The sequence below is a fragment of the Methylobacter svalbardensis genome, from assembly GCF_037671525.1.
GTDB classification, from domain to species: Bacteria; Pseudomonadota; Gammaproteobacteria; order Methylococcales; family Methylomonadaceae; genus Methylobacter_A; species Methylobacter_A svalbardensis.
The window spans coordinates 20,544-39,770 of sequence record NZ_JAWPOH010000034.1; the positions used below are offsets into that span (position 1 = coordinate 20,544).

Here is a 19,227-nt window from a genome sequence, read left to right on the forward strand (position 1 = left end):
CCTGACGCCCTTCGGGTAAATGCAAATCTGTTCCAGACAGATTTGTGCCGGGATCCAGAACACAGGGATGTGCTAGAGTGACCCTATGGAAAAACAACCTTGTGTTTACATTCTTGCCAGTCGCCCTAATGGGACGCTTTATATTGGAGTCACATCCAATCTTATCGGGCGCATATATCAGCACCGTCAGAAACTAATCCCCGGATTTACCCAACGTTACAACGTATCTGATTTAGTTTGGTACGAAGTACATGAGCAAATGGCAAGCGCCATCTTGCGCGAGAAACAACTCAAGAACTGGTCTCGCGTGGCGAAAAAACGGTTGATTGAAATGAGTAATCCCTTGTGGCAAGACTTGTCGCCTGATATAGGTTTGCCATCCATGGCTCGTGGATCCCGGCATTCCCTGCCGGGATGACGAGTTACGTTGTTATCTTTACCTTCGCTACGAAACAAGTACCCCGTACAGACAAAAGCAACCATGCTAAAAAAACCCGTTCGACAAACAGTCTCAAAACAATCCCAATTAATACTCGACTTACTCGAACAGCAATACAACGCCCTGGTAATGCAAGGCCACATCCAATACGAGCCAGCGCAAATCACCGCCTTACACCAACTGCAAACCCTGCTAGACAACCTAAAGGCAGCTGCCCGATACCAACAAAAATCCCTCCTGCATAAACTGTTCTTACCCAAACCGGCCAACTATCAAAGCCTGTATATATACGGCAATGTCGGTCGCGGTAAGTCGATGTTGATGGATTTGTTTTTTGATGCCTGCCCCATCAGCCAAAAAAGGCGGGTGCATTTTCATGCGTTCATGCTGGAAGTTCATGCCTTCATCCACCAATGGCGCAGGCAAGATAATACCGATGCGATTTCGGCATTGGCAAAACATATCAGGAAATCGGAACTGCTGCTTTGCTTTGACGAGTTTCATGTCTCCGACATCGCCGACGCGATGATTCTGACGCGGCTGTTCAACAGGCTGTTCGAATTGGGCATCGTCGTCGTAATCACCTCCAACTGTCATCCCAATGAGCTGTATCATGACGGTTTGCAACGGCAATTGTTTCTGCCTTTTGTCCGACTGCTGCAACAAAAAGCCGACGTTATAAAATTGGTTGCAAAGCAGGATTATCGGCTCAGTCATTTACACGCGCTGAAGACGGCTTATTATTATCCGCTGGATGAACAGGCGGCAAAATTCGTACGCCAAAGTTATAATGAATTAACCCATTTTGCCCCGTTGAAACCGGGCATTGTGGAAGTATTGGGCAGAAAGGTGGTATTGTCTGCGGTACACGGCAATGTCGCCCTCACCTCCTTTGACGAACTCTGCACGCATGCCTTAGGCCCTGCCGATTACCTGGAAATCGGCAACCAGTTCGACATCGTGATACTCGCTGATATTCCCAAACTGACTATAGAAAAATGCAACGAAGCCAAGCGCTTTGTCACCTTGATCGATGCGCTATACGAGCATAAAGTAAAATTGATCTGCACCGCCGAAGTACCGGCTCAGGAACTTTACACCGACGGCGAAGGTTTGTTTGAATTTGAACGGACGGTGTCGAGATTAATCGATATGCAGTCGGAAAGTTATTTGCATATTGAACATGTCAGTCGTTGATTGCGGCATTAAAGGTTCGCGGTGCAAGAGTTTAGGTTTATTATCACTGTTTGTTGTACGTATTTATCTGACACCACCTGAATTTATTTTAGAACTTAATGTACGTCCCCCAGGGCGTCCCTATCAAATTCAATAAACGCAATCAAAAATGGAGCAGAAAATGAACTGGTATCTCGAAGTCTTAAAAAAATATGCCGTTTTTGACGGAAGAGCGAGGCGGAAGGAATATTGGTTCTTCTTCTTGTTCAACATCATTATCAGTATGATTCTTAGTGCTGTCGACGGACTGACAGGCAGTTTTAACCCCGAAACGGGTGTAGGTCTGTTAGGCGGCATTTATACGATTGCAGTCTTAATTCCAAGCATAGCTGTGTCAGTGCGCCGACTCCATGACACTGGCCGTAGCGGCTGGTGGCTACTCATTGGATTGATACCGCTCATCGGCACCATTATCTGCTTTGTCTTTATGGTGCAAGACAGCGAGTCCAGCGAAAATGAATACGGCTCCAACCCAAAAGGTGACGGAATAGAGCCATAGGGCTTAATCACGCTGTAAGTTTTATCCGATATTATCGGGCTTTCAAATCAGGCTTCAACTCAACAAGAGAAAACTATGCAGCAAAAAACAATTCTAACGCTATGTGCGTCGCTGGCCTTTTCTATAGCGTTGGTCAACAATGCCGATGCCGCAAATTGGAAGGATGTGCTTAATGCTGTCAACAGCAACGTCAATGGTCAGACGAATAATGCAGGCCCAGCATTGCAGCCGGGTCAACAGGCTGTTAATGCGGCCCAGCCACTGCCAACCGGCAGTTTGACCGAGTTATTGACACAACGCACCGGCGTAACCGAGGCCCAGGCTCAAGGAGGCGCAGGCGCTTTGTTTCAGGTCGCTAAAAAAACCATGCAGGCAGATTCGTTTGCCCAGCTGGAGCAGTCGGTTCCGGATATGCCGGAAATGCTGGGGGCTGTACCTGCCCAATCGCAGCAGGGCGGTTTGGCGGGGAAATTATCTTCAATAACGGGGGCTTCGGGTGGAACGGCGGGGAATTTGCTTTCTGTGGTTTCCTCTTTTCAGCAGCAGGGCATGTCGCCTCAGATGGTGCAACAATTTATCCCGGTGGTGATCGATTATGTCAAAACCCGTGGCAATGACACTTTAGCAAATACCCTAAGCTCTGCATTAATCGGGCGTTGATTAGGTTGGGTTGATGCCGTTTTCAACCCAACGATCATAACGCTTGGAGCCATCCATGAACATAAAAGTCGGTTGTGGGAGCGAGACGAGGTCGTCGCTCCCACAAAATTTGTTAATGACTTTCACGTCAACCTTCACTGCGGCAATGTGTTGGGTTGCGAAAAGATGCAAGCCAACCTACTCAACTACCGTCTAATCCTCGGATTTAGTAATACTAAATTCCTTTTTAATCTTGGTAAATTGCAATAGCTGGGCTTCTACTTGACCGTTAAATGATTTTGGCAGATAGGTACCTTGTTGCTCGTTGACCGCCCCTGCTTCCATTCCTGTCAGTAACTCAATCGCATCATCTACGGTTTTTACCGCGTAGATATTGAATTGACCGGATTGAGCGGCATGAACCACATCCCAGCGTAGCATCAAATGTTTAATATTGGTGGCGGGAATGATAACGCCTTGGGTACCGGTTAGCCCTTTTTTAGCGCAAATATCGAAGAACCCTTCAATTTTTTCATTAACCCCGCCTATCGGCTGCACATTCCCCAGCTGATTGACCGAGCCGGTGATAGCAAGATCCTGCCGTAGCGGAATTTGGGCAATTGACGATAAAATGGCGCAAAGCTCAGCCAATGAAGCACTGTCGCCCTCAATGTGCCCATAGGACTGTTCAAATACCAGACTGGCCGCGATCGAGAATGGCGTTTTCCGGGAATACCGGGCGGCAATAAAACTCGATAATATCAATACGCCTTTTGAATGAATGGCGCCGCCCAATTCAGTTTCATGCTCAATATCCACCACTTTTCCGCTACCTAAACGGGTGGTTGCGGTGATTCTGGCCGGTTGCCCAAAGCTAAACTCACCCAGTTGCAATACCGAAAGACCGTTGACTTGGCCGGTAACCTTACCTTCCGTGTCGACTAATACCGTACCCCGGTATATATGCTCATACAGCTTTTCCCTGAGTTTATCCAATCGGTGAATTTTATGGTCAATGGCCTGCTGCACATCGCTGTTGGCAATATGCTCGTGACCATTATTTTCCGCCCAATAGTCCGATTCCGTCAGCAAGTCGGTAATACTGCGCAGATGGGTTAACAGCTTTTCCGCATCACCGACCATTCTGGAACTGTGTTCTATAACCCGGGCGACTGCGTTTGGGCTCAACGGCCGTAACTTCTCTCGGCGGGCGATAGTCGCCAGTAAACGGGCATAGTCAGAGCTACCATCGTTTCTGGAAACCGATTCGTCAAAATCGGCTGCGATTTTAAACAGATCGTGGAACTCCGGATCATATTGGCATAACAAATAATAAATCAGCGGCTCACCCAGCAGGATGAGTTTTACATTAAGCGGTATGGGTTCCGGTTCCAGCGATGAGGCGCTGATTAGGCTAAGCGCCCGTTCCAGCGATTCAATACGGATTTCGCCAGATTGCAGGGTTCTCTTTAGCGTTTCCCAGGCATACGGTTGAAACAGCAGTTTTCTGGCATCGATAATCAGGTAACCGCCATTGGCTTTATGCAGTGCGCCGGGTTTGATCATGGTGAAATCGGTGACGAGCGAACCCATGTAAGCCTGATGATCGATACGACCGACGAGATTGCTGTAATTCGGATGATCTTCGTAAATAACCGGAGCCGATTTCTTGTTGCTAAAATCCACCATCAGGTTAACGTTATAACGTTTAAACGGATTAGCTTCCTGAGACATTTCCATAAAAGGAAATATTTTTTCGCTATGCGGAAGAAAATCAAGAACATGCTCAATAATATCTTTTTGAACATCATTGAGATACCTAAGAACCGCTTTCTGTTTGGCGTATTTTTCGATCAATTCGTCTATAGAATGATTGACAGCCAGCTCGGCAACTTCACGGTTCAGCGCTTGCAGTTTGCGTTTTGTTTCCTTACGCCAGATGGGAAAGTTTTTTATTAATTTTGCCAGGCGTTCCTGCAAGTCGAAAATGGTTTTCTGAATTTCATGCTGCTTGTCTTTATCGAACTTATTAAACTGCTCGGGGCTGATAATTTCATTATTTTCATCGGCAGGGGAAAAGGCGTAACCGGTTGTCGTTTCTGTCAGAATAATATGCGCATTGGCTGCCTCTTCACGTAAGCGACTGAGTTCATTTATTTCCCGTTGCCGCGACTCACTTTCAAGTTCACTCGTTCTTGAACGGTATTCGTCACCGTCAAACGCCGCAGGTATGGCGATACTCAGCTCGTCAATCAACTGCGCCATATCCTGCTCAAAAATTTTGCCTTGCCCCGGCATAAATTTAATGGCCGTCGGTTTAGCCGACTGACTAAAATTATTGACATAACACCAGTCCGAAGGAATATCTTGCCGACTGGCTTCATGTTCAACCAACTGTCGAACCGTGGTCAATTTACCGGTACCTGAGGGTGCCATGGCGAAGATGTTGTAGCCGTTTTTATGCATGCGGATGCCTAATTTGACGGCTTCCACAGCGCGTTGTTGGCCGACGGCAATATCAATGTTCTCAAGTTCCTCGGTGGAGCTGAATTTTAATTGTTCAACATTGCATGGCTTATAGAGTTGCGAAGGATCTAACGGTGCATTTTTCATTGCTATATACCCTGCATGGAAAACTCGGTTTATTAATGGGTAGCGTTAACTATACGCACCGTGTGGATTGATGAAAAAACTATAACTTATAGTAACTATAACGATCAATTTTAAAAAAATAAGTTTTTTGACTATCGATAGTCAAGAACGCTGAAAACAGCGATGAAATTCATGTTTTGATAATAACCGCTATTCAACCGTATTTCCAGAACATTGTTACACTCGGCATTAATGTTATTACCCTGCCCTATGCTTCTGGCGACAATGTCGTATCAAACTCTGCGGTTATTATTTTTTGAACAATAGTTCATCTGTCAAATTCACCAGCCAGAACCTAATAAATTTTGAATTGTATCATTAAAAGCTAATTTATTACGGCATACTCTTTACAATGACTATTGCCATAGGTATTTGTACTAATATGCTTATGTATTTTTTTTTGTTCAAATGGCAATAGCTTAGATTTTCCATGCCTAAGCTAAAGGACTCTGGACTCATCAACTAACTTAGCCGCAGGTAGCCACGGACATGGCAATGAGCGTTCAAAATATAAACCGGTCATTTACTTTTTACATGCCAGCAAAAAATATGTTGACCCGTATTAGGAATTTATTAGCTGGAGTAGTAAAAATGAACGATCTTAACGCATGGCTTATAAAAAACTATCAAATAATTTTTATTGGCAGGTATTCTAATTAACTATATATAGTAAAAAAATATTCACCGTCATTCGAAAAATCCATTCGATTAACTATCGAATAGATATACTTTAAACCACCAAAAAATTAAGTTATTTAATAATAACTTAATAAAGATTTAGGGCTCTTAATCATGTCTACAAAAACAAACACCGGTACAGTAAAATGGTTTAACGCTAGCAAGGGATTCGGTTTCATCGAGCAGGAAAACGGTCCTGATGTTTTTGTTCATTACAGCAGTATCAGCAGCACAGGATTCAAATCATTGACTGATGGGCAAAGAGTACAATTCAATGTCTCAGAGGGAAAAAAAGGCCCACAAGCTGAGGACTTAATCGTCCTCTGATCTGCAACAGATAATCCATTCTTGTACCCAACTTCAATAAGGTGACAGAATCATGCAAATCCCATTACAAATCACTTTTCGTGGAATACCTCCCTCTGAGGCTGTAGAGGCCAAAATTCGTGAAAAAGTAAGTAAGCTGGATAAGTTTCACTCACATATTATGGCTTGCAGGGTGGCGGTGGAAGCTGAACATCAGCGCCACCATCAGGGCAACCAATACCATATTCGGATTGACATCACCACGCCACGGAAAGAATTGGTCATCAGCCGAGAACATCATGACAAACAGGCTTATGAAGATGTTTATGTGGCCATACGCGATGCCTTTAATGCGGCAATAAGACAGCTGGAAGATTACGCACGGATTCAGCGAGGCCAAGTTAAAACGCATGACTTGGAAAGTACCGGAACCATAACCCGTTTGCTACCGAAAAAAGATCATGGCTTTATTGCGGCAATGGATGGTCGTGAAATATATTTCCATCGAAACAGCGTGGCGGGAAACGGATTTGATTCGTTAAAGGTTGATGATGAAATCCGCTATATCGAAGAAAGTGACGATCTCGGTCCGCAAGCCAGTATTGTTTATCCATAAGTGTACGGGCTTAGACTTGCTTACGAAAAATCCGAAAATTTTGCGTTAATACGCAATAACTTCCCGCAATACCGAGGTGGCGTAGCTACCCGCAGCTAAGGTAAAACCAAGTTCCAACGTGGTGTCATCAATAAACTGCCAGCATAAATCTTGCACATTAACCCTTAATGCACGTCTATCCCGGTCAACGGCACTGGCTGTCAAACCCTGAGCCAGTGCTTGATGCGCCTGAATGACCGCTTGCTCAATGGCTAGCGCATCGGCTGATACATCGGCATTCCCCACCCCCCATAATACCCCGGTAGGATGAATCTCTTTATCCACCAGTCGCCGGATGATTTCAGCATCCGGCTGATCCGATTGAAAACAGCTGTGCGACAGATCGAATTGATAGCTGTCGCCAATCACGGGCTGATTCCAGTTATTTTGTGCCACCCGATCAGCCAAAATCAGGTTGAACAAATACGATCTGGCCGCCGACAAATAAATGCTGCGCTGCTCCCGGCCCACTTTAGCCCCCTCAAACATGGCCAAAGCCTTATTGACATTTTGACCCTCGTTGCCAAAGCGTTGCGAGCCGAAATAATTGGCGATGCCGTTGGCTTTAATCAGCTCCAGTTGCCGAATGGTTTTTGTTCGATCGCCCTGCCAGTCGCGAATAACCAGCTTAAAACTGTTGCCCGACAACACGCCACGCTTGAGTTTTCTGGCATGCCGGACAGCGTACAGCACCTTCATGCTGTCCGATTCAAACTGCGTCCAATCCGGGTCTGCCTTGCCCGGCAACCAGACACTGAACCATTGAGTGGTAAGCGCATACCGGTCTTTTAGACCGGCGTAACTGACATCGCGTTGCCTGACATTGGCAAATCTGGACAGTTGTCTGGCAACATATTCGGTGTTTTCGCCTTTCTTTTGTATTTGCAAAAAAGCGTGTTCGCCGGCGCCAGACGGTTCAAAGGACAGGTTTTCTTTAACGATAAAGTCTTCGGGAATACTACGGATTTTGCCGGTGCCGGAAGGCCCACCGTAAACGTAAGGCCAGAGGAGAATTTCAATATTTTGCATAAGCTTAGATAAATCATTTCGTCCACGAAAAGCACAAAAAACACAAAAATTTTCAAATAGTTACCACCCTTTAGGTCATCACCCAAAGGGTGAACAGTAAGGTCAATGCACTGATTTATTTCGTGGCTTTCGTGTTTTTCGTGGACAATTGCGGTTTTTAGAATTAGGGGAAATAGCTCGGCTATTTTTCGATCAGAACAATCGCCTGCACGGCAATGCCTTCTTTGCGCCCTTCAAAGCCCAACTTTTCGGTGGTGGTCGCCTTGACGTTGATGCAATCGATATCCACCTGCAAATCATCGGCGATATTGCGGCACATGGCGGCGGTGTGCGGCGACATAAGCGGCGCCTGGGCTATGATGGTAATATCGGCATTGACCAGCTTATAGCCTTTTTCCTGCACAATACCGTAAACATGGCGCAATAACACCCGGCTGTCTGCACCTTTAAACTCCGGGTCGGTATCGGGAAAATGCTTGCCTATGTCGCCCAAGGCCGCCGCGCCCAATATCGCATCACAGAGCGCATGCAACACCACATCGCCATCGGAATGCGCTTCCAGACCTTGTTCGTAATCTATTTTTACGCCGCCTAAAATAACGTCGCCGCCTTCTTTGAAACGGTGTACATCGTAACCTTGACCTACTCTAATCATTATTGCTCCATATCAAACTGTATTAGCGCCGTAATTGGTTCGCGGGCATGGCCCGCTCCTACAATCATTATTGCCCCATATCAAACTGTATTAGCGCCGTAATTGGTTCGCGGGCATGGCCCGCTCCTACAATCATTATTGCTCCATATCAAACTGTATTAGCGCCGTAATTGGTTCGCGGGCAATGGCCCGCTCCTACAATCATTGTTGCTCCATATAAAATTGCGCCAGCGCCAGGTCTTCCGGGCGGGTGATCTTGATATTGTCGGGGCGGCCCTCGACGATTTTCGGCTGCAAACCCTGTAATTCCAAAGCGCTGGCATCGTCGGTGATAGCCGGATTGCCTTGCGCCTGCTCCAACGCGGTTTTTAACCTGCCGTAACGGAACATCTGCGGTGTTAATGCCCGCCAGATATGGCTTCTATCCAGCGTTCCGGTAATGCCATTGCCTTGTACCTGTTTTAAGGTATCCGGCGAAGCTAAGGCCAAAATCCCGCCGACATCATCGTTAATTAAAGAATCAATCAGATGATGAATATCGGACGCAGTTATACAGGGTCTGGCCGCATCATGCACCAATACCCAGTCGTCATCGGATGCCTGGCTCCTGATAGTCTGCAAACCTGAAAGCACGGAATCTGCCCGTTCCTTACCGCCTGGAGCGGTAATGATGTTTTTATGCCGCGATATTTCAAGCTCGGGCCAGTAGGGATCTTCTTTGGAAACTGCAACGGCAATAGCGGCAAAAACATCGGCCTGCAGCAAGCGCAACAGGGTATGTTCGATGACCGTTTTTCCGGCAAATTCCAGATATTGTTTAGGCCGGTCGGCCTGCATACGTTTGCCGACACCGGCAGCGGGCACGATAGCCCAGAATTTTATTGCTTTGGTCATGGATAAAAAAGGCGAAGGGCTACTTATTCAAGCACATGAAAAAAAGTTTCATCTTCCTTAATCATCCCTAATTCATCCCTAGCCCGCTCCTCGATCGCTTCCTGCCCTTTCCGCAAATCCAGCACTTCGGCGTAAAGCGCTTCGTTGCGCTCTCTTTTTTCCTCGGCCTGTTTTTTTAGGTCATCGAGACGCAGTTGATAAGCATCGATCTCTGCAAGACTGCCGTCGCCAATCCATATCCGGTATTGGAAATGGATGATTAACAGAATAATAAGTGCAATGAAGATTTTCATAGACGAAATAAAAAAGGCGAAGGACAAAAGAAAAAAGGCAAAAGGTTCATATTTTTCGCCCTTCGTCCTTAGCCTTTCGCCTGCTTTTTTAAAGCATTTTAAACGCGCTACGACCTGCGTAAGTTGCCAACTCACCCAACTCATCTTCAATTTTCATCAGACGGTTGTATTTAGCGACACGGTCGGAACGGCTTAAAGAGCCGGTTTTGATTTGTCCTGTGCCTGTGGCAACGGCCAAATCGGCAATGGTAGTATCTTCGGTTTCGCCTGAACGATGCGAAATAACTGCCGTGTAACCGGCTGCATGAGCCGTATTGATGGCTTCCAAAGTTTCGGTCAAGGTGCCGATTTGATTCAGTTTAATCAAAATGGAATTGCCGATGCCTTTTTCGATGCCTTCTTTCAAGGTGGCAGGGTTAGTCACGAACAAGTCGTCACCGACCAATTGGATTTTATCGCCCAATTTTTCAGTGTGGATTTTCCAGCCCGCCCAATCGTTTTGATCCAGGCCGTCTTCGATAGAAATGATCGGATATTTTTCTACCCACTCGACAAAGAAATCAGTCATTTCTTCTGAACTGAAACTTCTGCCTTCTGCCGATAATTCATAACGGCCGTTTTTATAATATTCAGAACTTGCCGCATCCATGCCTAAGCAAATATCAACGCCCGGCTTGTAACCGGCCAGTTCAATCGCTTCGATAATCACTGAAATCGCTTCTTCGTTTGAAGCAAGATTAGGCGCAAAACCGCCTTCATCGCCGACCGTCGTTGCCAAACCTTTCGCTTTTAACACTTTGCTCAGGTTATGGAAAACTTCAGCGCCGTAACGGATTGCTTCACGGAAAGTCGGCGCGCCGACTGGCAAGATCATGAATTCTTGCAGGTCAACACTGTTGTCGGCATGTGATCCGCCGTTAATGATGTTCATCATCGGTACCGGCATAACGAATTTACCGCTGGTATTCAAATGACGATATAAAGGCACGCCAGCATCTTTAGCTGCCGCATGAGCCGCCGCCATCGATACCGCTAAAATAGCATTAGCACCTAAACGACCTTTGTTTTCAGTGCCGTCCAGTGCGATCATTTTTTGGTCGATGCCTGCCTGATCGGCAACATCCATACCGACAATCGCAGCGCGAATTTCAGTATTCACATTCTTGACTGCGGTTAATACGCCTTTACCTAAATAACGGCCTTTATCATTGTCACGCAGTTCTATCGCTTCGCGCTCGCCGGTCGATGCACCGGACGGCACCATCGCGCTACCGACTACGCCTGAGGCCAGGATAACGTCGGCTTCCAGGGTAGGATTGCCGCGTGAGTCTAAAATTTCTCTTGCTTTAATATCAACGATTTGAGTCATGGTTTTTCTTTTGTTACAGGTTAAAAAAATAAAAGGTTCAAGGTTCAAGCTGTGTGCTTTTTTCGCCTTTCAGCTTGAACCTCAACTACACATCTTTAAATAGCGTTGGTAAGTCAAGCGCTAAGTCTGGAAATAAATAGGATTCGGCAACATCGTCGCCCGCATAACTGTTATGCAGCTGATAGTGCATGGTTTCGTCATTCAATACGAATTGCTGAATAACTTCTTCGTAAGGATAAATCACCCAATATTCGGTTACACCACTTTCGGCATAAAGCGCATGTTTAATTTTGACTTCTTTTTTGGAATTGCCTTTGGATAATATTTCAATAATCCAATCAGGCGCACCGTTACAACCTTGTTCATCCAGCTTTTCTTTATCACAAATGATGCAAATATCGGGCTGCACCACGGTGGTAATGTCTTTACTGGCTAACAATGATTGACTACGGTCATACAAACGCACTTCAAACGGCGCGGAAAATACTTGGCAGGGTTTGTTTTCAAAATAAAAAAACAAATGACTGCCCAAATAAATAGAAAGCCGTTGATGTTTCACATTCGGCGCGGGAGACATTAACTGAATCCTGCCTTTAATCAATTCCACTGCATCGGTTAACCGCCAGGTTAAATAATCCGCATAGCTATAGCTGGCGGATAAATCAAGTTGCGATAACCGAGTAATGCGAGTCATAAGCTTATAATGTCGTTTCGATGAATGCCTGTTTTTTAACGGCATTATCTATAAGTACCAAGGTTTCCAATAATTCCCGCATCCGGTGCAAAGGCCAGGAGTTGGGGCCGTCACTTTTCGCTTCCGCAGGATTGGGATGGGTTTCCATAAACAGCCCGGCAATACCTACCGCGACGGCGGCTCTGGCTAACACCGGTACAAATTCGCGTTGCCCGCCTGATACCGTGCCTTGTCCGCCGGGCAGTTGCACCGAGTGCGTCGCGTCAAAAACCACCGGACAATCGGTGTCGCGCATGACCGCTAACGAGCGCATATCGGAAACCAGGTTGTTGTAACCAAAGGATACGCCGCGCTCGCAGACCATAATCTGCTGGTTTCCGGTCGCCTTGGCTTTGTTGGTGACATGCACCATATCCCAGGGCGCCAGGAACTGGCCTTTTTTAATATTAACGGGAATGCCTTGAGAGGCGACTTGCTGAATAAAATTGGTTTGCCGACATAAAAATGCAGGCGTTTGCATCACATCAACGACCGAGGCGACTTCAGCCAGCGGCGTATCTTCATGCACATCGGTCAATACCGGTACGCCGATTTGTTGTTTAACTTTTTCCAGTATTTTAAGCCCCTGCTCCACGCCGGGACCGCGATAACTTTCATGCGATGAGCGGTTGGCTTTATCGAACGACGACTTGTAAATAAAGGGAATATTGAGTTGCGTCGTTAACTCTTTAAGGTAACCCGCAGTGTCCAGAGCCATTTGCTCGCTTTCAATAACACAAGGACCGGCTATCAAAAAAAACGGCCGATCTAAACCGGCTTCAAAACCACATAATTTCATTACACTGTACCTTTTTTATGTTCAAACGCCGCGACCACAAAACCGGAAAATAAAGGATGGCCTTTTCTGGGTGTCGAGGTAAATTCCGGGTGAAACTGACAAGCCAGAAACCAGGGATGATCAGGGATTTCTATCACTTCAACCAATCGTCCATCAATAGACTTCCCGGAAAATCGCATGCCAGCCTGTTCCAGTTTTTCCAGATACTGGCTGTTGAATTCATAGCGATGACGATGTCTTTCAGAAATCACATCTTTCTGATACAGCTGAAATGCCAGCGAATCGGATTGCAATCGGCATTGCTGGCCACCCAGTCGCATCGAACCACCCAAATCGGATGCTTCATTGCGGGTTTCCAATTGACCCTCCTCATCCATCCATTCGGTAATCAAGCCGATCACCGGATACGGCGATTTGGGTAAGAATTCGGTGCTGTGCGCGCCCTCCAGTCCGGCGACATCGCGGGCGAATTCAATAACGGCAACCTGCATCCCCAGACAAATACCCAAATAAGGAATTTTATTTTCCCGCGCATACTTAACCGTGGAAATTTTTCCTTCCACACCGCGTTCGCCAAAGCCGCCCGGCACCAAAATCGCATCAATGCCTTTCAGTCTGCCAACACCCTCATCCTCTATAATTTCCGAATCGATATAGACAATGTTGACTTTGGTACGAGTGCGAATACCGGCATGAATTAAGGCTTCATGTACCGATTTATAAGCATCGGAATGATCGACATATTTACCGACAATGGCGATGGTCGCTTCGTTGGCAGGATGCTCCAGGGCGTCAACAACGGCTTCCCACTCGGACAAATCCGCCGGCGGCACATCCAGTCGCAACTTGTTAACGACAATATCATCCAAGCCTTGATCGTGCAGTAACAACGGAATCTTGTAAATCGAACTGGCATCGACCGCAGAGATAACCGCTTTTTCTTCGACATTGGTAAACAAGGCGATTTTACGACGCTCACTGAGCGGTATCGGTTGTTCGGATCGACAAATCAAGATGTCCGGCTGTATGCCGATACTTCGCAACTCTTTTACCGAATGCTGAGTCGGTTTGGTTTTTATTTCACCGGCTGAACGAATATACGGTACCAAAGTCAAATGAATAAACAAGGAGCGTTCAGAGCCCAGTTCAAAACGCATTTGCCGGATGGCTTCCAGAAAAGGCAAGGATTCAATATCACCTACCGTGCCGCCGACTTCAATCAAGGCGACATCAACCGCTCCCTGGGTAACTCTACCACCGGCATCTATGCAGTCGTCGGCGCTTTCATAAACACGGCGTTTAATTTCATCGGTAATATGCGGAATGACCTGAACCGTTGCCCCCAAATAATCGCCTTTACGCTCTTTGCGTAAAACGCTTTCGTAAACCTGACCGGTTGAGAAACTGTTCTTTTTAGTCATCGTGGTTTTAAGAAACCGCTCATAATGGCCTAAATCGAGATCGGTCTCGGTACCGTCTTCAGTAACAAATACCTCACCATGCTGAAAAGGACTCATAGTGCCCGGATCTACATTGATATAAGGATCGAGCTTGGTCATGGTGACTTTAAGGCCTCGCGACTCAAGAATAGCGGCAAGTGAAGATGCGGCAATGCCTTTGCCAAGAGACGAAACAACGCCACCGGTAATGAAAATGTATTTTGTCATGTAGGATTTTTTGGGTTCCCATGCTCCAACGTGGGAATCCATGCTGGGCTCTGATGAAGTTAGGTAAAACTCAGGTATTTTAATCGACAATACGCTTGTCGTCATTGTCTTTTGGGTTTAATTCTTAACTTTGCAATAACAGACTGACACAACCATTTGTTTCTTCATGATAAAATTCCGCGCTGATCCATTTATCAGCCACCGCAGCAAGTCTATCATCCAGATAAATCAAAGGAATTCTATCCCGTTCCCATGGCGGGATACCTGCTTCCTGAAACAGGTTTTTCAGCGAATGATGGCCTTGACGTCCCGGCAAACAGACTTTTTCACCGCCCCGGCGAAATCTTATTTCAACCTTGGCACCCGCCCACTGTTCACGGAGCATTCCTTTTGAAGACGGTACACAAGACAAGATCTGGTTATAAGCGGTTTTTATAGACGTTTGCCCGACAGGCCAAAAAGCATCTTGAGGTAAACCTGCGCCAGACAGATTGGTCACGTCAGGCTTTCCTGCCTGACGCCCTTCGGGTAAATGCAAATCTGTTCCGGACAGATTAGTCACGTCAGGCTTTCCTGCCTGACGCCCTTCGGGTAAATGCAAATCTGTTCCGGACAGATTTGTCAGGCAATACAACTTATCCCGATAACGGCGAATGCTGTAACCCTGCCCTGACAATACCGGATCGCGCTGTGCGGCTGCTGCAACCACTTGACTAAGAATCCTCCCGACAACAGCCTGCGCCGGCATTTTTAATCCGATGCTCCGGAACCAACGCCTGATGATGAGTTGCTGTTGGTGTAAATGATGCTCCGTTAACCGACTGATACACAATGTCGTGTCTGCCGGATTAAAAACCTCAACGAATAACTCCTCGGCGACTTCCTCAACCAACACCAGTGCATCCGCACAATGTTTTGCCGAACGTGCCACGGTTTTATCGATCGCAAGCCAACGCTGCTTGAGTAAGGGCACCACTGCATTACGCAGAAAATTGCGGTCATAATCGTTGCTTTGGTTGCTGGGATCTTCAACCCAGCTTAATTGATACGCTTGGGCATAATCGCTAATCGCCTGTTTGGGCGTATTCAACAAAGGCCTGAGCATAACGCCAGCACCGAAAGCCTGACGCTCCGGCATCCCGGAAAGCCCGGGCAAACCGCTGCCGCGAAACAGTTGCAACAGTACCGTTTCCAACTGATCTTCCCGGTGCTGGGCAAGCAACAACGCATCATCAACTTTCATTAACGATTTTAACGCCGCATATCGGGCGTTCCTGGCAGCTTCTTCAGGACTTTCGCCCGGCAGTGCTTGCGCATTAACCCTTAGCGTTAAAAATTCAACCCCCAGATCATTAGCCGTTTTTTCGCAGTGTTCGGCCCAAGATTCGGCTTCTGCCTGCAAGCCATGATCTACGTAAACTGCTCTTAGCTTGTCTTTGAGCCGAGGTGTTGACGCGCACAAATGCAGCAAAACATGGGAATCTACGCCGCCGCTGTAGGCAACATAAACCTTTTGTCGCTGATTCCCAAGATCAAGCCTGGAAATAATGCCCTCGAACAACGGCGAAGCTTTCGCCTTTTGTCTTTCGCCTTTCACCTAAGCCTTACTTCCCGCCTTCGTCAGTAAAAACGCCAAAGTCCATAATCCGCTGGTAGCGATTTTCCATTAAGGTATCAATAGGCTGCCGCTTCAACTCATTCATGTGCCGAACCAGCGTTTCCTTTAAATTCAAGGCCGTCGTCTTAAAATCCCTATGTCCGCCGCCTAAAGGCTCCCTGACCACTTCATCCAAAAAACCCTGTTCGCGAATACGATCCGAAGTAATGCCCATCGCCTCGGCCGCCAATTGCGATTTATCCGCGCTTTTCCATAGAATGGATGCGCAGCCTTCCGGAGAAATAACCGAATAAGTACTGTATTCCAGCATGATTAATCGGTCGCCGACACCGATGGCCAACGCGCCTCCGGAACCGCCTTCGCCGATAATGGTGCAGATAATCGGGGTTTTCAGCTTGGCCATTTCAAACAGGTTTCTGGCAATGGCTTCACTCTGACCGCGCTCTTCCGCGCCGATACCCGGATAGGCTCCCGGTGTATCAATCAGGCAAATGACCGACATTTTGAATCGCTCCGCCATTTTCATCATACGCAAGGCCTTGCGGTAACCTTCCGGGCGCGGCATACCGAAGTTGCGGTAAATTTTTTCCTTGGTGTCACGGCCTTTTTGATGACCGATCACCATAACCGGCTGCCCCTCAAGACGCGCCAAGCCGCAAATAATCGCAGGATCATCGGCATAAGCCCGGTCGCCGTGCAGTTCATGGAAATCGGTAAAAACATGCTCCACATAATCCAGCGTATAAGGCCGACCCGGATGCCGGGATAACTGGGAAATCTGCCAATCGGAAAGATCAGTAAAAATAGATTCGGTCAGCGCCTGGCTTCGCTCTTCCAGTTGCTTAAGCGCATCGGAAATATTAATATTATTGTCGAACTGCACATTGCGGAGTTCTTCAATTTTCGCTTCCAACTCAGCGATGGGTTGTTCGAAATCGAGAAATTTTAGGTCCATGTAGTCTTGATCTGAATAGTTATTACAGTAATAGGTAATTTTATAGAAATTCAACAATTTTTTCTAAATAAATTACTGACTCTAATGAAGCTAAAAACCGCAGTTCATTCACGAAAGACACAAAAGACACGAAAGGCATCTAAAAAATCAGTACGTTGTATTTAACTGACTATTCACCACTCCCTTTTCATGCCCGTTGCATTCACTACTATTAAGCACGATTAAGCTGAACTGAGTACAATTGTACCCAACCGTCCCCACTAATAAACAGGATAAAAAATGACTGAAAACCTACCCGCAACAAACAAAGTTACCTACTGGCAACCGTCGGCAGGCGAAACCATCGCAGGCGTCATTCAAGGCAGCGGCACTTTTAAGAATTCACTCTATGACGAACAGAAAACCCTGCTTTTACAGAATGATAACGGCTCGATTGTGAGTGTTGACCTCAATCGTTATTTAATACACAGCTTAAAACAACATAACGCCGCGTTAGGGGATTTAGTCACAGTGACTTTTCACGGCAAAGAGCAGAAAAACAACGGGCGTTCTTTCAATCGGTACACTGTGCTGGTTGATAACCTTGCTTGATCAATATAAGTAAGCAATGAATTTTTTATACCCTCTCGGGTTACGCTAACCCGACATGGCTTCATCTTGAACATCCACAAAAAAATGCCCCTCAGCTCTCTCTGCTTTTAGCATTTGATTTAGAATGCGGCTAAGAGTATGGTTAATCGCACTCTTAACGTTTTATGGGGAAATATCATGACTGGAATCAGTGCGAACGAACTGAAAACAAAAGGCGTTTTGGCGATCCAAACCGCGTTGGAACATCAAACCGAAGCGGTCATTTCCGTACGCGGCAAAGACCGTTTTGTGGTGATGAATCTTACCCATTATCAGTATTTGCGCGAATGCGAATTGACCGCCGCGTTGGTCGAATCCAACGAAGACAGGGCGGCAGGACGCTATGTTAAAGAATCGGCCGAAGAACATTTGGCCCGACTGGAACGGATGGAATGAACTACACCCTGGTTTTTACCGAACACTATAATCGCCGTGCCTTACACTTTATCAAGCGTCATCCTGAGCTTAAAAGACCGTATCTAAAAACACTGCAATTGCTGGAAACCAATCCGTTCCATCCCTCTTTACGCTTACATGCTTTGCATGGAAAGCCTCAAAATCTACATTCGGTTTCTATTAATCTGTCTTACCGCATTACCCTGGAATTTCAAATCAGCGAGGCGGAAATTATCCTGATTAATATCGGCGATCATGAAGCGGTTTATTAACAGACACACCATAGTAAAACCTGTGCGCAAAACTGGAAGAGAGGCAATGCCATTAAAAAAACAATACTTCCCCTGTTATGAACGCTCTTGCCGCTGTAGGGCGTGCCGTGCGCGCCTTTCCCGATACTTGAAATTATTGCTATCCCCTCTGGAAAGCTATGAGCCGGATTTAACGTCATCCCGCCGTTTGCCAAGTTGTGGATTTTCTGCAAGCCACGAAAACCGGCCTATCATTAAGCGGACGTATCTATCTGCCTGCTCCAAACCCCATTCATGAAATGAATATAACTAGATTTGTTCCAGATCATTTTCAGCCAACTGCCTGACGCGATAACTTGTCGTCATTTGATGTGTTTTTCATGCATTGCCGCAATAAAAAAATCCCCATCAAAATTCTCTACCACCGGACTGTCTTCCCCGGCTTGAAGCTTTAACTTTAATGCCTGAAGCTTAGCCTCATCCTCTTCGAGTTTTTGTAGACCCGCACGAATCACTTCACTAACAGACTGGAATCTTCCTTCCTTTATTTTATCCATCACAAATTTATCAAAGTGCTCACCCAAGGTGACGGATGTATTTCTGGGCATAATGTTGACCTCTCAAAAGATGTATTAAATATTAACTGATGTTACGCAGCCAGTAATTTTTGCAACTCTTCATAAGCTATCTGGTTCGCTTTGATAAACAGCTTAGTTCTTAGCGCAAAATGATTGGCCTTGTATTTTATCTTCAGACATTCCAGCTTGAACACCGCATAGATCGACATGAAGACATGGTTGTTCTGAGTAGTGACCGTACGGGTTGGTGACTTTG

General features: G+C 46.4%; 21 protein-coding genes and 1 pseudogene. 9 read left to right on the top strand and 13 right to left on the bottom strand.

The genetic code is table 11. The annotated features are described in order from the left end of the window. Positions 1 to 85 precede the first annotated feature (85 nt). From RW114_RS13265 to RW114_RS13280, 4 genes are all read left to right on the top strand, one after another. Positions 86 to 418, top strand: a complete 333-nt coding sequence (locus RW114_RS13265) for a GIY-YIG nuclease family protein (RefSeq protein WP_340123236.1) — start codon at positions 86 to 88, stop codon at positions 416 to 418. 63 nt (positions 419 to 481) lie between these two features. Next, positions 482 to 1,636 (top strand): cell division protein ZapE, encoded by a 1,155-nt coding sequence (gene zapE, locus RW114_RS13270; protein WP_340123237.1) that lies wholly within the window; start codon positions 482 to 484, stop codon positions 1,634 to 1,636. A 160-nt stretch (positions 1,637 to 1,796) separates the two neighbouring features. Continuing rightward, positions 1,797 to 2,174, top strand: coding sequence for a DUF805 domain-containing protein (locus RW114_RS13275; protein ID WP_340123238.1), 378 nt, complete (start codon positions 1,797 to 1,799; stop codon positions 2,172 to 2,174). 75 nt (positions 2,175 to 2,249) lie between these two features. Then, entirely contained in the window at positions 2,250 to 2,834 is a 585-nt protein-coding gene (locus RW114_RS13280) for a DUF2780 domain-containing protein (RefSeq protein ID WP_340123239.1), read from the top strand. A 192-nt stretch (positions 2,835 to 3,026) separates the two neighbouring features. Here RW114_RS13280 and RW114_RS13285 read toward each other — a convergent pair whose 3' ends face one another. Next, a complete protein-coding gene (locus tag RW114_RS13285) occupies positions 3,027 to 5,426 on the bottom strand; it encodes a Lon protease family protein (RefSeq protein WP_340123240.1) in 2,400 nt (799 codons plus the stop codon). Between the two features lie 831 nt (positions 5,427 to 6,257). Here RW114_RS13285 and RW114_RS13290 point away from each other — a divergent pair. Both RW114_RS13290 and RW114_RS13295 read left to right on the top strand, forming a co-directional pair. Continuing rightward, complete coding sequence (locus tag RW114_RS13290; protein ID WP_340123241.1) at positions 6,258 to 6,470, top strand: cold-shock protein; 213 nt, start codon at positions 6,258 to 6,260, stop codon at positions 6,468 to 6,470. 52 nt (positions 6,471 to 6,522) lie between these two features. Beyond that, the gene (locus tag RW114_RS13295; RefSeq protein WP_340123242.1) at positions 6,523 to 7,065 is read left to right on the top strand and encodes an HPF/RaiA family ribosome-associated protein; all 543 of its coding nucleotides are present in this window, start codon (positions 6,523 to 6,525) and stop codon (positions 7,063 to 7,065) included. 45 nt (positions 7,066 to 7,110) lie between these two features. Here the strand turns inward: RW114_RS13295 and truD are convergent, their stop codons facing one another. From truD to accA, 10 genes are all read right to left on the bottom strand, one after another. Continuing rightward, positions 7,111 to 8,133 carry a tRNA pseudouridine(13) synthase TruD gene (gene truD, locus RW114_RS13300; protein WP_340123243.1) on the bottom strand — a complete coding sequence of 341 codons (1,023 nt, stop codon included), beginning with the start codon at positions 8,131 to 8,133 and terminating at the stop codon, positions 7,111 to 7,113. 181 nt (positions 8,134 to 8,314) lie between these two features. Next, positions 8,315 to 8,788, bottom strand: a complete 474-nt coding sequence (gene ispF, locus RW114_RS13305) for a 2-C-methyl-D-erythritol 2,4-cyclodiphosphate synthase (RefSeq protein ID WP_340123244.1) — start codon at positions 8,786 to 8,788, stop codon at positions 8,315 to 8,317. A 201-nt stretch (positions 8,789 to 8,989) separates the two neighbouring features. Next, entirely contained in the window at positions 8,990 to 9,682 is a 693-nt protein-coding gene (gene ispD, locus RW114_RS13310; protein WP_340123245.1) for a 2-C-methyl-D-erythritol 4-phosphate cytidylyltransferase, read from the bottom strand. Between the two features lie 23 nt (positions 9,683 to 9,705). Further along, a complete protein-coding gene (locus RW114_RS13315) occupies positions 9,706 to 9,975 on the bottom strand; it encodes a septum formation initiator family protein (protein ID WP_340123246.1) in 270 nt (89 codons plus the stop codon). An 88-nt stretch (positions 9,976 to 10,063) separates the two neighbouring features. Beyond that, positions 10,064 to 11,344: a phosphopyruvate hydratase gene (eno, locus tag RW114_RS13320; RefSeq protein WP_340123247.1), complete on the bottom strand. Its 1,281-nt coding sequence runs from the start codon at positions 11,342 to 11,344 to the stop codon at positions 10,064 to 10,066. 85 nt (positions 11,345 to 11,429) lie between these two features. Continuing rightward, on the bottom strand, positions 11,430 to 12,038 hold the full coding sequence (locus tag RW114_RS13325; RefSeq protein ID WP_340123248.1) for a Uma2 family endonuclease: 609 nt from the start codon (positions 12,036 to 12,038) through the stop codon (positions 11,430 to 11,432). Positions 12,039 to 12,042: 4 nt separating this feature from the next. Further along, the gene (kdsA, locus tag RW114_RS13330) at positions 12,043 to 12,876 is read right to left on the bottom strand and encodes a 3-deoxy-8-phosphooctulonate synthase (protein WP_340123249.1); all 834 of its coding nucleotides are present in this window, start codon (positions 12,874 to 12,876) and stop codon (positions 12,043 to 12,045) included. Continuing rightward, positions 12,876 to 14,543 (bottom strand): CTP synthase, encoded by a 1,668-nt coding sequence (locus RW114_RS13335; RefSeq protein ID WP_340123250.1) that lies wholly within the window; start codon positions 14,541 to 14,543, stop codon positions 12,876 to 12,878. The genes kdsA and RW114_RS13335 overlap by 1 nt, the downstream gene beginning before the upstream one ends. 124 nt (positions 14,544 to 14,667) lie before the next feature. Further along, positions 14,668 to 16,140, bottom strand: coding sequence for a tRNA lysidine(34) synthetase TilS (tilS, locus tag RW114_RS13340; protein WP_340123251.1), 1,473 nt, complete (start codon positions 16,138 to 16,140; stop codon positions 14,668 to 14,670). A 7-nt stretch (positions 16,141 to 16,147) separates the two neighbouring features. Then, complete coding sequence (accA, locus tag RW114_RS13345; RefSeq protein ID WP_340123252.1) at positions 16,148 to 17,116, bottom strand: acetyl-CoA carboxylase carboxyl transferase subunit alpha; 969 nt, start codon at positions 17,114 to 17,116, stop codon at positions 16,148 to 16,150. 279 nt (positions 17,117 to 17,395) lie between these two features. Between accA and RW114_RS13350 the strand changes: the two genes are divergently transcribed. The 3 genes from RW114_RS13350 to RW114_RS13360 all read left to right on the top strand — a co-directional run bounded on the left by RW114_RS13350 (position 17,396) and on the right by RW114_RS13360 (position 18,414). Further along, the gene (locus RW114_RS13350) at positions 17,396 to 17,707 is read left to right on the top strand and encodes a hypothetical protein (protein WP_340123253.1); all 312 of its coding nucleotides are present in this window, start codon (positions 17,396 to 17,398) and stop codon (positions 17,705 to 17,707) included. Between the two features lie 177 nt (positions 17,708 to 17,884). Continuing rightward, positions 17,885 to 18,142 (top strand): type II toxin-antitoxin system Phd/YefM family antitoxin, encoded by a 258-nt coding sequence (locus RW114_RS13355; protein WP_340123254.1) that lies wholly within the window; start codon positions 17,885 to 17,887, stop codon positions 18,140 to 18,142. Further along, complete coding sequence (locus RW114_RS13360) at positions 18,139 to 18,414, top strand: type II toxin-antitoxin system RelE/ParE family toxin (protein WP_340123255.1); 276 nt, start codon at positions 18,139 to 18,141, stop codon at positions 18,412 to 18,414. Before RW114_RS13355 ends, RW114_RS13360 begins: the two co-directional genes overlap by 4 nt. A gap of 341 nt (positions 18,415 to 18,755) precedes the next feature. Here RW114_RS13360 and RW114_RS13365 read toward each other — a convergent pair whose 3' ends face one another. Continuing rightward, complete coding sequence (locus tag RW114_RS13365; protein WP_340123256.1) at positions 18,756 to 19,001, bottom strand: type II toxin-antitoxin system ParD family antitoxin; 246 nt, start codon at positions 18,999 to 19,001, stop codon at positions 18,756 to 18,758. Between the two features lie 41 nt (positions 19,002 to 19,042). Then, positions 19,043 to 19,227, bottom strand: a pseudogene (locus RW114_RS13370) (IS701 family transposase); the annotation flags it as partial.

Excerpts from the sequence above, each read along its gene's own strand:
- RW114_RS13265 (WP_340123236.1), top strand. The coding sequence starts at position 86 with ATGGAAAAACAACCTTGTGTTTACATTCTTGCCAGTCGCCCTAATGGG.
- zapE (WP_340123237.1), top strand. The coding sequence starts at position 482 with ATGCTAAAAAAACCCGTTCGACAAACAGTCTCAAAACAATCCCAATTA.
- RW114_RS13275 (WP_340123238.1), top strand. The coding sequence starts at position 1,797 with ATGAACTGGTATCTCGAAGTCTTAAAAAAATATGCCGTTTTTGACGGA.
- RW114_RS13280 (WP_340123239.1), top strand. The coding sequence starts at position 2,250 with ATGCAGCAAAAAACAATTCTAACGCTATGTGCGTCGCTGGCCTTTTCT.
- RW114_RS13285 (WP_340123240.1), bottom strand. The coding sequence starts at position 5,426 with ATGAAAAATGCACCGTTAGATCCTTCGCAACTCTATAAGCCATGCAAT.
- RW114_RS13290 (WP_340123241.1), top strand. The coding sequence starts at position 6,258 with ATGTCTACAAAAACAAACACCGGTACAGTAAAATGGTTTAACGCTAGC.
- RW114_RS13295 (WP_340123242.1), top strand. The coding sequence starts at position 6,523 with ATGCAAATCCCATTACAAATCACTTTTCGTGGAATACCTCCCTCTGAG.
- truD (WP_340123243.1), bottom strand. The coding sequence starts at position 8,133 with ATGCAAAATATTGAAATTCTCCTCTGGCCTTACGTTTACGGTGGGCCT.
- ispF (WP_340123244.1), bottom strand. The coding sequence starts at position 8,788 with ATGATTAGAGTAGGTCAAGGTTACGATGTACACCGTTTCAAAGAAGGC.
- ispD (WP_340123245.1), bottom strand. The coding sequence starts at position 9,682 with ATGACCAAAGCAATAAAATTCTGGGCTATCGTGCCCGCTGCCGGTGTC.
- RW114_RS13315 (WP_340123246.1), bottom strand. The coding sequence starts at position 9,975 with ATGAAAATCTTCATTGCACTTATTATTCTGTTAATCATCCATTTCCAA.
- eno (WP_340123247.1), bottom strand. The coding sequence starts at position 11,344 with ATGACTCAAATCGTTGATATTAAAGCAAGAGAAATTTTAGACTCACGC.
- RW114_RS13325 (WP_340123248.1), bottom strand. The coding sequence starts at position 12,038 with ATGACTCGCATTACTCGGTTATCGCAACTTGATTTATCCGCCAGCTAT.
- kdsA (WP_340123249.1), bottom strand. The coding sequence starts at position 12,876 with ATGAAATTATGTGGTTTTGAAGCCGGTTTAGATCGGCCGTTTTTTTTG.
- RW114_RS13335 (WP_340123250.1), bottom strand. The coding sequence starts at position 14,543 with ATGACAAAATACATTTTCATTACCGGTGGCGTTGTTTCGTCTCTTGGC.
- accA (WP_340123252.1), bottom strand. The coding sequence starts at position 17,116 with ATGGACCTAAAATTTCTCGATTTCGAACAACCCATCGCTGAGTTGGAA.
- RW114_RS13350 (WP_340123253.1), top strand. The coding sequence starts at position 17,396 with ATGACTGAAAACCTACCCGCAACAAACAAAGTTACCTACTGGCAACCG.
- RW114_RS13355 (WP_340123254.1), top strand. The coding sequence starts at position 17,885 with ATGACTGGAATCAGTGCGAACGAACTGAAAACAAAAGGCGTTTTGGCG.
- RW114_RS13360 (WP_340123255.1), top strand. The coding sequence starts at position 18,139 with ATGAACTACACCCTGGTTTTTACCGAACACTATAATCGCCGTGCCTTA.
- RW114_RS13365 (WP_340123256.1), bottom strand. The coding sequence starts at position 19,001 with ATGCCCAGAAATACATCCGTCACCTTGGGTGAGCACTTTGATAAATTT.